We start from the raw sequence: 12,302 nt of genomic DNA, 5'->3' as shown, positions 1-12,302 counted from the left end.
GTTCCTTGCTCGCCGCCCTGCCCGCGTCACGCCGGCAGCTTGAAGTCGGCGACCGAACGACGCAGGTCCGCCGCCAGCTGCGCGAGGTGGCCGATCGATTCGGCGGTCTGCCCGGCACCCTGCGAGGTCTGGCCGGTGATCTGCCGGATCACGCCCATGGTGCGGGTGATGTCCGAGGCCGCGGCGGACTGCTGCTGGGCGGCGATGGAGATGTTCTTGATGAGGGTGTTCAGGGCGTTGGACACGCGCTCGATCTCGGTCAGCGCGGTGCCGGCGTCCTCGGCCAGGCGCGCACCGGACACCACTTCGGCGGTGGTCTGTTCCATCGACGTCACCGCTTCATTGGTATCGGCCTGAATGGCCTGCACCAGGTTCTCGATGCGTCGGGTCGCACCCGAGGTACGTTCTGCCAGGCGCTGCACTTCGTCGGCCACGACCGCGAAACCGCGGCCGGCTTCACCTGCCGAGGCCGCCTGCACGGCGGCGTTCAACGCCAGGATGTTGGTCTGCTCGGAAATGTCGTTGATCAGTTCCACGATCGAGCCGATTTCCTGCGACGACTCGCCCAGGCGCTTGATGCGCTTGGAGGTTTCCTGGATCTGGTCGCGGATCTGGTCCATGCCTTGGATGGTCTCGCGCACCACGCCGGCACCCTCGGCGGCGATCACCACCGAACGCTGTGCCACGTCGGCCGACTCGGCCGAGTTGCGCGATACCTGTTCGATGCTCGCCGCGATTTCGCCGATGCGGTCCGAGGCCGAGGTGATCTGGTTGGCCTGGTGGCCGGCGGCCTCTGCCAGCTGCATGGCCGTGGCCTGGGTTTCCTGGGTGGACACGGCGACCTTGGCCGAGGTGTCGTTGATGGTGGTCACCAGGTGACGCAGTTCATCGACAGCGTAGTTGATCGCGTCGGCAATGGCGCCGGTCATGTCCTCGGTCACCGAGGCCTTGACGGTCAGGTCGCCCTCACCCAGCGAGGAGATTTCGTCCAGCAGCCGCATGATCGCCTGCTGGTTGCGGCTGTTGAACTCCACCTGGGTCTGGTAGCGCAGTTCCTGCTCGCGTGAGCGGCTGCGCACGTTGGTGGAGACGAAGCCGATGATCGCGATCAGCGACAGCGCACCGGACACCACGCCGATCCAGAAGTTCGGGAACAGGCGGGTGTCGGACACCGAGCCGAACGAGGAGAAGGCGTCGAACAGCTTGCGGCTGTCATCGAGCATATGCGCCGAGCCCTGGCCCAGCGCGGTGGCCGCCGACTGCGCCGCAAACAGCTGGCGCGAGCTGGCCAGGATCGCATCGGCGTCCTGCTTCATCGCTTCCCACTTCTGCTGCGACTGCTCCAGCGCGGCCACGGCGGCGGCACCGCGCACAGCGGTGATGCCCAGTTCTTCGTTGCCGTTGCGCAGGCCATCGAGCACCTGCGAGAACACGGTGATATCACGCGCCAGTGCATCACCGGAGGTCGCCGCGGCGCTGCCGCCGGCACGCATTTCGGTCACGCGGCGGGCCATCGAACCGGCCACCACCACCTGCTGCAGTGCGCTGTACACCTGCGCCGACGGCGCACCGGAGGCGGACATCGCGCGCACCAGCTCGTTCAGCTGGGCCTGCAGGCCCGGCACCGCGCCGGTGAAGTTGTTGGCGTTGCCGGCCAGGGCCAGCACCGCCGGCTCGCTGGCCACCAGCTGGCCGGCCTGCTTGCCCAGCGGCGCCCAGGTTTCGCCCAGCTTGGCGATGGCCCCGGACACGCCCGGTTCCTTGCCGTAACGGCCCTGCAGCGTCGACACATTCTGTTCGATCGCGTTGCGGGTGGCCTTGAAGGCGGTAAAGGCCTGGGCGTTGCCGCCGACGGCATCACGGCCCTGGTTGGCCAGCTGTTGCGACAGCACCTGCAGATCGGCGGCCTTGGAGCCGGCGTCGGCCAGGCGGCTGCCCTGCCAGGTGGCGACGCCGGTATTGACGCCGAACAGGATCATCGATGCCAGCAGCAGGAACAACCAGAGGTTGCTGCCGCCCAGCCGCAGCTTGCCGGTCTTGGTGGCGTCCGAAGCAGTACTCATCGTTCAACCTCGATCTTCAATGCAGGGGGCGATGCCCGGCCTCAGGCCGCGGCTTGCCGGAATTCAGGGGTGCGCGACAGCAGCGAGAGCGAGAACACGCCCCAGTCATGGCCGTCGGCATGGAAGGCACGATCGACGAAGTGGCCATAACGCCCTTCGGCCAGCGTGCCGGCCGCAATCTGCTGGTCCTGTTCGAAGCTGCGCTGGCCGAACAGTTCGTCGATGGTCAGTGCAACGTCGCCACCGGCCTGGCGCATGATCAGCACGCGCTGGCCTTCCTGCTGCACGGTGCGCGTGCCTTCCAGGAAGTACTTCAGGTCCACCACCGGAAACAGGTTGCCGCGCAGGTTGCCCACGCCCAGCAGCCAGGGCTGGGCACAGGGCACCGCGGTGACCGGCGGCATCGGCACGATTTCCACCACTTCGCGGAAATCGGACACCAGCCGGCGCTGGCCGACGCGGTAGCCCACGCCACGCCACAGGTCCTGGGCGAACTGGCGTTCGGGCAGCTGCACCGCATGGGCCAGGCTGCGCCGTTCGTAGGCTTCCAGGATGTCGAAGGGCGAGCGCATCAGGTCACCAGTTCGTTGATCCGCGCGATCAGTTCATCCTCGCGCGGCGGCTTGACGATGTAATCGGCCGCGCCCTGGCGCAGCCCCCAGGCCTTGTCGGTTTCCATCGCCTTGGTGCTGACGATGATCACCGGGATGTGCTTGATCGCCGCGTCACGGGCCATCGCCCGCGTCGCCTGGAAACCACTCATGCCGGGCAGCACCACGTCCATCAGCACCAGCTGCGGCACCTGGTCACGCACCAGCTGCAGGCCGTCCTCGGCGTTGTCCGCTTCCAGCACTTCGTGGCCGGCACGGCGCAGCCACTGGCTGAACACCGCGCGGTCGGTCGGTGAATCCTCGATCAGGACGATACGAGCCATTGTGCCTTTCCCCCCTGGTCAGGCGTTGACGTATGTGCGGATGGCACCCAGCAGTTCTTCGCGCGTGAAAGGCTTGGTCAGGTACTGCTCCGAGCCGACGATGCGTCCCCGCGCCTTGTCGAACAGACCATCCTTGGACGACAGCATGATCACCGGGGTCGCCTTGAACAGCTGGTTGCCCTTGATCAGCGCGCAGGTCTGATACCCGTCCAGGCGCGGCATCATGATGTCGACGAAGATGATCTGCGGTTGCTGGTCTGCGATCTTCGCAAGCGCCTCGAAGCCGTCGGTGGCGGTGACCACCTCGCAGCCTTCGCGCTTGAGCAGCGTTTCCGCAGTCCTGCGGATGGTCTTCGAATCATCGATGACCATCACCCGGAGTCCTGCGAGTTCCCCGCCCGCAGTCGTGTTTTCAGTCATTGCCTATCCCCAAGCGAACGGCCCGATCTTTGGCGGGGGCCGCTACGAAAGCGTATCTATATCGCACTTTCCGCGCCCGCTTCAAGGCCGCCCCACCACGCGGGGCGTGGCGCCCTGCTGAACGTGACCGGGTTCGCAATGACTGCGCTGCCGCCAGGCGGACGCTGCGTTGCGGTGCGGCAGGCAGGCACGCGGGCGGCGTTGCCGCTACCATCAACGCCTTGCCTGACAGGTGCGCCCATGCCGTTGAACGTCATCGTGGTGATGGACCCCATCGCCCACATCAAGATCGCCAAGGACACCACCTTCGCCATGCTGCTGGAAGCCCAGCGCCGCGGCCATGCCCTGCACTACGTGCGGCCGGGCGGACTGGCCCTGGAAGGCGGCGTGGCGGTGGCCCAGACCGCGCCGTTGCAGGTGCGCGACGACCCGGCCGGCTGGTATGAGCTGGGCGCATTCAGCCGTACCGAATTCGGCCCGGGCCAGATCGTGCTGATGCGCAAGGATCCGCCGGTCGACGCCGAGTACGTCTACGACACCCAGGTGCTGGACGTGGCCGCCGCCGCCGGCGCCTGCGTGGTCAACAACCCGCAGGGCCTGCGCGACTACAACGAGAAGCTGGCCGCCCTGCTGTTCCCGCAATGCTGCCCGCCGACCCTGGTCAGCCGCGACGCCAAGGCGCTGAAGGCCTTCGCCCTGGAACACGGCCAGGCCGTGCTGAAGCCGCTGGACGGGATGGGCGGGCGCTCGATCTTCCGCAGCGGCCAGGGCGATCCGAACCTGAACGTGATCCTGGAAACGCTGACCGACGGCGGCCGCAAGCTGGCGCTGGCGCAGAAGTTCATTCCCGATATCAGCGCCGGCGACAAGCGCATCCTGCTGGTCGATGGCGAACCGGTGGACTACTGCCTGGCGCGCATCCCGCAGGGTGACGAGTTCCGCGGCAACCTGGCCGCCGGCGGTCGCGGCGAAGGCCGCCCGCTGAGCGAGCGCGACCGCTGGATCGCCGCCCAGGTCGGCCCGGAAATGAAGCGCCGTGGCATGCGCTTCGTCGGCCTGGACGTGATCGGCGATTACCTGACCGAGGTCAACGTGACCAGCCCGACCTGCGTGCGCGAGCTGGATGCACAGTACGGCCTGAACATTGCCGGCACCCTGTTCGACGCACTCGAGGCCGGCCTGCGCTGATGCACGCCGCGTCTGCCGTCCTGCCCCCGCCGCCACGCGAAGCGCAGCGGCTGGGGGCGACCATCGCGCTGTCGGTGCTGGTCCACGCGCTGCTGATCCTGGGCGTGGGATTTGCAGTGAAGGGCGATGCGCCGCTGGTGCCGACGCTGGAGGTGATCTTCAGCCAGACCCGCACCGCGCTGACCCCGAAGCAGGCCGATTTCCTGGCCGCGGCCAACCAGGAGGGCGGTGGCGAGCACGACCGCGCGCAGCGACCGCGTGACAACCAGGCCGGCATCGTGCCGCAGGCGCAGGCGGGTCTGAGCCCGGTACCGCAGCAGCAACAGGCGGCCGCGCCCGTCCCGCCGCCGCAGGCGCGCGTGGTCAGCAGCCGCAATGGCGAGGAAACGGTGGCCCAGGCCCAGGCCCGGCCGACACCTGACCAGCCCGAACCGGATGCGCCGCTGACCGCGCGCGAGCAACGCGATGCGGAGATGGCACGGCTGGCGGCCGAGGTGCATCTGCGCTCGGCACAGTACGCCAAGCGCCCGAACCGCAAGTTCGTGTCGGCCAGCACGCGCGAATATGCGTATGCCAACTACCTGCGGGCGTGGGTGGACCGTGCCGAGCGGGTGGGCAACCTGAACTATCCGGACGAGGCGCGGCAACGCCGGCTGGGCGGCCAGGTGGTGATCAGCGTGGGCGTGCGCCGGGATGGCAGCGTGGAGAGCAGCCGCATCCTGCGTTCAAGCGGGACGCCACTGCTGGATGAAGCGGCGCTGCGGGTGGTGAAGCTGGCCCAGCCGTTCCCGCCGTTGCCGAAGACCGACGATGCGATCGACATCCTGCAGGTCACGCGTACCTGGGTATTCCTGCCCGGCGGCGAACTGCGCGACGATCGGTAGGGGTTTGTTGCCCGGGCCTGCGGCCCGGGACCCGCTGCGGAGCCAGAGCAACGGCAAAAGCGGCGGTCGGGATGTTGGGCTTGGCGGGGCGGTGCGGGCTTGCAGGACACGCCGTAAACCCATCCATGGGGGCTCGATGGCGCCATCCATGGCGCCAACGGTCCTGCAAGCCCACACCGCCCCACCTCCGACAGTTCGCGGCGCCTCATTGCTGTTGGTGGGTGTCGACCTTGGTCGACACATCCACGCCATGCGTGGATGCGAGCGAAGCGATCGGCGTTTGACTTTGACTTTCTTCTTGATTTTCCGTGGTGGACGCACACGGAAACTGTCCGTGGCCGGGCGGGTGGGCTGCGCAGGGGCGTGAGCGCCATGGATGGCGCGACCGAGCCTACAGGGACGTACTTGCGGCGTCCCCTGCGCAGCCCACCCGCCCGGCCAAACCACGGCATTTGATTTACGCGACGAACCGCCCGCCACGAGGGGCTCAGCCGTTGGCCTTCGCCTTGGCCTCGCGCGCCGCCTGCTGCTCGATCAGGGTCAGCGCCACGTTGTCGCGCAGATAGGCCGGCTCGACCCTCTCCGGTGCAATGGCCTCGCCACGCGCGAATGCCGGCACCGCCAGCGCCAGCACATCCGATGCCCGCGGCAACGCCGTAGCGTCGAAACCGCGCAGGCCATCACCCAACTGCGCCACCAGCGCGCCGTCGCCCGCGCCAAAGCCGGTGCCGACGCCATAGGCCGAAAGGCCATCGGGCAGCGCCACCGCCGCCGGTGCACACACGCGCTCGGCATCGCGCGCCACCGGCAGGCCCGCCACGCGCTCGAAGCGCGCCACGTACAGTTCGCCCATCCGCGCGTCGATCGCCGACAGGATCTGTGTCTGCTCGGCCGGCGCGCGCAAGGCCAGCACCTGTAGCGTCGAGACCGGCAGCAGCGGTCGGTCCAGCGCCAGTGCGATGCCCTGCGCAATGGCGATGGCCAGGCGCACACCGGTGAAGGCGCCCGGACCACGACTGAGCGCGATGCCGTCAAGCTGGCGGCGGCTGATACCGGCCTCGGCCAGCAGCGCCTCAGCCCACGGCAGGCTCAGCTCGGCGTGCCGGCGCGGCGCGATCTCGAAACGTTCCAGGACCTGCCCATCGACATGCAGGGCAACGGAACAGGCTTCGGTGGCGGTTTCAAAGGCGAGCAGTTTCATCGGATCAGGTCAGAACAGGGGGAACGTGGCACCGGGCGCCGGGTCCGCCGCAGGGGCGGCCGGTACGGCATCATCGGCCACGGGGGCCCATTGTGGCGCAAAGAAGGCCTGCACATCGGCCAGCGCACGGGTGCGGCGGAACGGTGGCAGCGAATCGAGGAAAACCCGGCCGTAGCCGCGGTTGAGCAGGCGCGGGTCGCACAACACCAGCACGCCGCGGTCGCTCTCGCTGCGGATCAGGCGACCGACGCCCTGTTTCAGCGCGATCACCGCCTGCGGCAGCTGTTCGTCGCGGAAGGGATTGCCACCCTGGCCGCGGATCGCCTCCAGCCGCGCCTCGTACACCGGGTCGTCCGGTGCGGCGAAGGGCAGCTTGTCGATCATCACCACACTCAGCGCCTCGCCGACCACATCCACGCCCTCGCGGAAGCTGGCCGAGCCCAGCAGCACGCCATTGCCCGATTCGCGGAAGCGCTGCAGCAGGGTGGCGCGCGGCGCCTCGCCCTGCACGAACAGCGGCCAGGGTCCGTCACGCAACGCTTCGGCCGCTTCGCGCAGCGCACGGTGCGAGGCGAACAGCAGGAACGCCCTGCCCTGCGAGGCCTGCAGGACCGGCCGCAGGGTCTGGATCAGCGCGGTGCCGAAGCCGCGCGCCGCCGGATCGGGCAGGCCTTCGGGCAGGTAGCACAATGCCTGCTCGGGCCAATTGAACGGACTCGGCTGCACCAGCGTATGCGGATCGTCCAGGCCCAGGCGGGTGGCGATATGGTCGAAGCCACCGCCCACGGTCAGCGTCGCCGAGGTGAAGATCCATGCCGCGCGGCTGCGCTGGCGATGCTCGCGCAACGGGCCGGACACATCCATCGGCGTGCGCTGGCAGCGGAAACCACGCGGCGTCAGCTCGTACCAGAGCACATCGGCCGCACCTGACACTTCGCTGGGATCGGTGTCGAAATCCAGTGTGGGCTCGTCATCGCCCAGCCATCGGCTCAATCGCGAAACCGCCTCGCGTGCCCGTGCATGGCAGGCATCGAGGCCCGCCGCCGCTTCGCGCAGTGGCTGCAGCGCCTGCTCCAGTGCCACCAGGCCGGCCATCACGGTATCGAAGCCCTCGCGCACCTGCGGCATCGCCAGCGCACGCCATTGCGTGCCGCGCGGCGGCAGGCCTTCCATCGCCGAACGCAATGCAAGCAGCGCCTGCTGCAGCTGATCGACCGGCGCCTGCAGGGCCGACTGCGCGCCGCCCACGCCACGTGCCTCGGCCAGGCAGTCGCGACCCAGTTCCTGCCAGGGCCGCATGCCGAAGCCCTCGCCGAAGAACTGCGCGGCCAGTTCCGGCAATTGGTGCGCCTCGTCGATGACGAAGGCCTGCGCGCCCGGCAGCAGCTCGCCGAAACCGTCCTGCTTCAGTGCCAGGTCGGCCAGCAGCAGGTGATGGTTGACCACCACCACGTCGGCGGCCTGCGCACGTTGGCGGGCGCGCACCACGAAGCAGTCGTCCCAGAACGGGCAGTCGGTGCCCAGGCAGTTGTCGACGGTGGAGGTGACCATCGGCAGCAGCGGCGAATCATCGGCCAGCCCGTCCAGCTCGGCGATGTCGCCAAACTCCGAACGCCCGGACCAGGCCAGGATGCGCTGGAACTGCGCGGCCTGTTCGGGGCTGGAAAAGCGCGGTTCGCCGCGCGCCTGCTGCAGGCGATAGCGGCACAGGTAGTTCGCGCGCCCCTTCAGCAGCGCACTGCGCAGGCCGACCCCCAGTGCCTGCCGCACACGCGGCAGATCGCGGTGGTAGAGCTGGTCCTGCAGCGCCCGGGTGCCGGTGGAGATGATGGTGCGCAGGCCGGACAACAGCACCGGCACCAGATAGGCGAAGGTCTTGCCGGTGCCGGTACCGGCCTCGGCCAAAAGCAGATCGCGCTGCTGCAGCGCATCGGCGATGGCTTCGGTGAGGCGCAGCTGGGCCGGGCGCGGAACGAACGCGTCCAGGTGCGAGGCGAGCGCGCCGCCGTCGCTGAGGGCTTCGCGGCTGGCATGGACAAGGTCGGACATCAGGCGGAAAGGATACCGGGCCGGGCGTTGCCCGGCACCCGTTTCAAGACAGGGCACCAGCAAAAGCAACGGCAACAGCGTGGTTCATGGCTCTGGGTTTCTACGTGCTGGGCGAGTCGGGAGGGGCAGGCAGGACACGCCGTAAACCCATCCATGGGGGCTCGATGGCGCCATCCATGGCGCCAACGGTCCTGCCTGCCCCTCCCGACCCGCCTTCGACAGTTTCCCGGTGACGGAGGGACGCGCTTCGTAGCGTCGAGCCTGCTCTACTGAAACAGAAAGGGTCAGAGCCGTTTTCCTGCGGAAAACGGATCCGACCCTGTGGCGAGCGCGCGACCCGCTCTTGATCTTCTTTTTCTTTTCCGTGGCTGGCAGCACACGGAAACTGTCAGAGGCCGGGCGGGGTGGGTTCGCGGGGGTGTCCGCGGCATGGATGCCGCGGCCAAGCCCCCATGGACGGGTTCACGGCGTCCCCCGCGAACCCACCCCGCCCGGCCAAGCGCAGCTTTTGCTTTCGCCGGCCAAGCAGCCAGCCACGAGGGGCTGCGCCGTTGGCTGGAAATTCAGTACCGCTTGATCCCCGGCACCGTGCAACCTTCAATCTGCGCATGCGCCGACACCGCGTTCTCCTTCTCGCCGCGCGCCAGGCGCGACTGCTCGATCGTCGCCCAGTGCCGGCGGCACAACGGACCGGTCTTCGAACCCAGATCGACCGCCTTGCGCGCGAATGTCTCCGCCTGCGCCCACTGGCCCTGCAGCAGCGCCAGCTCGGCCCGTTCCTGCAGCACTGCCGGGTCGTCGGCCACGATCTGCAACGCGTGGTCCAGGCTGCTGGCCGCGCCGGCCAGATCGCTCGCCTGACGCTGCGCCTGTGCGGTCAAGCGCAGATCCTCCACCTGCGAATCACGCAGTGGTTGCACCGACAACTCCTTGTCATCCGGACCCGCCGCCGCCTCGACCGCCGCCAGTCGCTGCGCCGGGGTGGTGGTGGCGACCGGCTTGACCACCGGAGGCGCGCTGCTCACGCAGGCGGCCAGGGCCAGGCTGAGTCCAGCCACGGACAGCGGGTGCAGCAGGTTTCGGATGTTCATCGGTTTCATCGGCTCGGAGGGGGAGTGGCCGCAGCCGGGGCTGCGGCAGGTTCTGCGGGCGGGTCCGGCTTGCGATCCAGGCCGAACCAGCTGCGCCAGCCCCCGCCCTCACCTTCGGCACCCTCCTGGGCCTCGGGCGAAACGGCGGGCGCACACGGCGCATAGGCGGGCGCATAGCCCACCACGAACGGGAAGCGGCGTGCGCCGGGGCAGCCGTCGTCGGTGCTGTTGATGCCCGTGGCCGCCACCGGCTGCCAGTCCAGCCCCTTGTTGCTGACCCGCAACGGCGCGCTCGGCAGGCGCTGGAAGATGCCCGACCACACCCGCATCGCGCCGGTGGCGCCATACAGCCCGGCCTGCTCGTTCTGGTCGTTGCCGATCCAGATCACCGCCAGATGATCGCCGGTGTAGCCGGCATACCAGCTGTCGCGGCCATCGTTGGTGGTACCGGTCTTGCCGGCCGGTTGCAGCCGGCCCAGCCCGTCGGCATTCAGGCGCTGCGCGGTACCGCTGGACACCACCTGCTGCAGGCCGACGCTGATCAGGTTGGCGGCGATCGAGTCGCCTTCCTGCGCCGGCGCCGGGGTCTTGTCATAACGCTTGAGCAGCTTGCCCTGCGGATCGAGCACGCCACGCACCGCATGCAGCGGCTGGATCTCGCCGCCGGACGCCAGGAACTGGTACAGCTGCGCCATCGCGTACGGGCTCTGGTCGGTCGAGCCGAGGATCACCGCGGGGTTCGCCTCGGCCTTGATGCCGGCCAGCACGTGGATCAGCTGGGTCACGCGCTCGGGGCCGACCTGCATGCCCACCCGTACCGTGGCCTGGTTGTAGGAATGGGCCAGCGCATCGATCAGGCGCACGGTGCCATGGCTGCGGTTGTCCGCGTTGCCCGGGCTCCAGTTACGGCCACGGCCGAGCTGCACCGTCACCGGCGAATCGTCGACCCAGCTGGCCAGCGAGTAGCGGTCCGGCTGTGCCAGCGCCAGCAGGTACACGAACGGCTTGAGCAGCGAACCCACCGGACGCTGCGCTTCGATCGCGCGGTTGAAGCCGACCTCGGAGACCTCACGGCTGCCGATCACCGCCAGCACATCACCGTTGTGCACGTCGGTCAGTACCATGCCGGCCTGCAGTTCGGGCCGACGCTTGCTCTCCAGCGATTTGACGGTACGGGTCACCGCACCTTCGGCATAGGCCTGGGCAGACGGTGACATGCCGCTCATCACGCTCAGGCCGGCGCCCTGCAGCGCCGATTCCGGATAGTCATGACCCAGCTGGCGGCGGACCAGATCCACGTAGGCCGGGAAGCGGTTGGCCGCCACCAGGCCCGGTGTCTTGGGCACGCCCAGCGGCGCCTTCAGGGCGCGCTGGTACTCGGCATCGTCAATCAGCGTCGCCTCGTGCAGCTTGCCCAGCACGAAATTGCGGCGGTCCAGCGCACGTTCGGGGTTGCGTCGCGGATCGTAGAACGACGGCCCCTTCACCAGACCGATCAGCAGTGCGATCTGTTCGGTTTCCAGTGACTGCAGGTCACGACCGAACCAGAACTCGGCGCCGGAGGACATGCCGTGGATGGCTTGGCTGCCGCGCTGGCCCAGGTACACCTGGTTGAGATAGGCCTCGAAAATGGTGCGCTTGTCGTAGCGCGCTTCCATGATCAGCGCGTACAGCACTTCATTGAACTTGCGGGTGACGGTCTGTTCCTTGCCGATGCCGAGCAGGCCGCTGCGGGCCAGCTGCTGGGTCAGCGTGGACGCGCCCTGGCGGCTCTGGCCGCCGGAGCGCACGGTCACCCACACCGCGCGCGCGATGCCGGACAGGTCGATGCCGTGGTGGCGGTTGAAGTCCTTGTCTTCCACTGCCTGCAGGCCGGTCACCAGCAGGTCCGGCGCCTCGTCCATGCGGATCAGGCGGCGTTCTTCCTGCTTCTGGCCATACAGCGTGGCAATGCGCGCCGGGTCCAGCCGCGCGGCCTTCAGGGCCTTGCGGCTGTCGGCATCGCGCAGCGAGGCCACGCCACCGTCGGCCAGCGACAGTTCCACCCGGCGCGGGGCCACCCGGCCATCGACATCGTTGTAGCCGCGGCTGGAGATGACGAAGCGCCCGCCGTTCACCGCATAGGTGGCCGGCTCCTTGCCCTGCCCGTCATCGCGGTAGGCCGAGGCCGCCAGTTCGGTCTTCAGCGTGGCCGCATCCATCGCCTTGCCGGGCGTGAGGACCAGCGGGCGCGCGTAGACCCGTGTCGGGATCTGCCAGCGCAGCTCGCCGAAGCGCTGTGTCACCTGTTGGTTCAGGTACAGCGTGTATGGAATCAGGAAGCCCAATCCCAGCGCGACCGCCGCCATGCTCCAGGTGATCAGCCGGCGCCGCCACAGCGGGCCACCGTCCTGCGGGTCGTCGTCGAAATCGTCGATGTCGTCGGAATCGTAGCGTCGGGGCACGGGAATGCGAGAATGTAAGGTCTGGCGA

Annotated in this window: 10 protein-coding genes; 2 read left to right on the top strand and 8 right to left on the bottom strand. The window is 68.6% G+C overall.

Going from position 1 to position 12,302, the window contains the following annotated elements:
* Positions 1-26 precede the first annotated feature (26 nt).
* Genes C9412_RS11930 through pilG form a run of 4 tightly spaced genes read right to left on the bottom strand, consistent with a single transcriptional unit; the run spans position 27 to position 3,417 of the window.
* Entirely contained in the window at positions 27-2,063 is a 2,037-nt protein-coding gene (locus tag C9412_RS11930; protein WP_107231809.1) for a methyl-accepting chemotaxis protein, read from the bottom strand.
* Positions 2,064-2,104: 41 nt separating this feature from the next.
* On the bottom strand, positions 2,105-2,635 hold the full coding sequence (locus tag C9412_RS11925; RefSeq protein ID WP_107231808.1) for a chemotaxis protein CheW: 531 nt from the start codon (positions 2,633-2,635) through the stop codon (positions 2,105-2,107).
* Entirely contained in the window at positions 2,635-2,997 is a 363-nt protein-coding gene (locus C9412_RS11920; protein ID WP_057498588.1) for a response regulator, read from the bottom strand. The genes C9412_RS11925 and C9412_RS11920 overlap by 1 nt, the downstream gene beginning before the upstream one ends.
* 18 nt (positions 2,998-3,015) lie before the next feature.
* Positions 3,016-3,417 (bottom strand): twitching motility response regulator PilG, encoded by a 402-nt coding sequence (pilG, locus tag C9412_RS11915; RefSeq protein WP_005418455.1) that lies wholly within the window; start codon positions 3,415-3,417, stop codon positions 3,016-3,018.
* Between the two features lie 240 nt (positions 3,418-3,657).
* Here pilG and gshB point away from each other — a divergent pair, with 240 nt between their 5' ends.
* Positions 3,658-4,605 (top strand): glutathione synthase, encoded by a 948-nt coding sequence (gene gshB / locus C9412_RS11910; RefSeq protein ID WP_107231807.1) that lies wholly within the window; start codon positions 3,658-3,660, stop codon positions 4,603-4,605.
* Positions 4,605-5,489: an energy transducer TonB gene (locus tag C9412_RS11905; RefSeq protein WP_107231806.1), complete on the top strand. Its 885-nt coding sequence runs from the start codon at positions 4,605-4,607 to the stop codon at positions 5,487-5,489. The genes gshB and C9412_RS11905 overlap by 1 nt, the downstream gene beginning before the upstream one ends.
* Positions 5,490-5,976: 487 nt before the next feature.
* Here the strand turns inward: C9412_RS11905 and tsaB are convergent, their stop codons facing one another.
* The 4 genes from tsaB to mrcB all read right to left on the bottom strand — a co-directional run bounded on the left by tsaB (position 5,977) and on the right by mrcB (position 12,274).
* Positions 5,977-6,690: a tRNA (adenosine(37)-N6)-threonylcarbamoyltransferase complex dimerization subunit type 1 TsaB gene (tsaB, locus tag C9412_RS11900; RefSeq protein ID WP_107231805.1), complete on the bottom strand. Its 714-nt coding sequence runs from the start codon at positions 6,688-6,690 to the stop codon at positions 5,977-5,979.
* 9 nt (positions 6,691-6,699) lie between these two features.
* Positions 6,700-8,739 (bottom strand): ATP-dependent DNA helicase, encoded by a 2,040-nt coding sequence (locus C9412_RS11895; RefSeq protein WP_107231804.1) that lies wholly within the window; start codon positions 8,737-8,739, stop codon positions 6,700-6,702.
* Positions 8,740-9,302: 563 nt separating this feature from the next.
* Positions 9,303-9,839 (bottom strand): hypothetical protein, encoded by a 537-nt coding sequence (locus tag C9412_RS11890; protein WP_107231803.1) that lies wholly within the window; start codon positions 9,837-9,839, stop codon positions 9,303-9,305.
* Positions 9,836-12,274, bottom strand: a complete 2,439-nt coding sequence (mrcB, locus tag C9412_RS11885; protein ID WP_107231802.1) for a penicillin-binding protein 1B — start codon at positions 12,272-12,274, stop codon at positions 9,836-9,838. The genes C9412_RS11890 and mrcB overlap by 4 nt, the downstream gene beginning before the upstream one ends.
* Between the last annotated feature and the right edge of the window lie 28 nt (positions 12,275-12,302).

Source organism: Stenotrophomonas sp. Nf1 (genome assembly GCF_003028475.1).
Lineage (GTDB): Bacteria > Pseudomonadota > Gammaproteobacteria > Xanthomonadales > Xanthomonadaceae > Stenotrophomonas.
The sequence above is the reverse complement of the archived record's forward strand: the minus strand, read 5'-3'. Positions and strand labels throughout refer to the sequence as shown.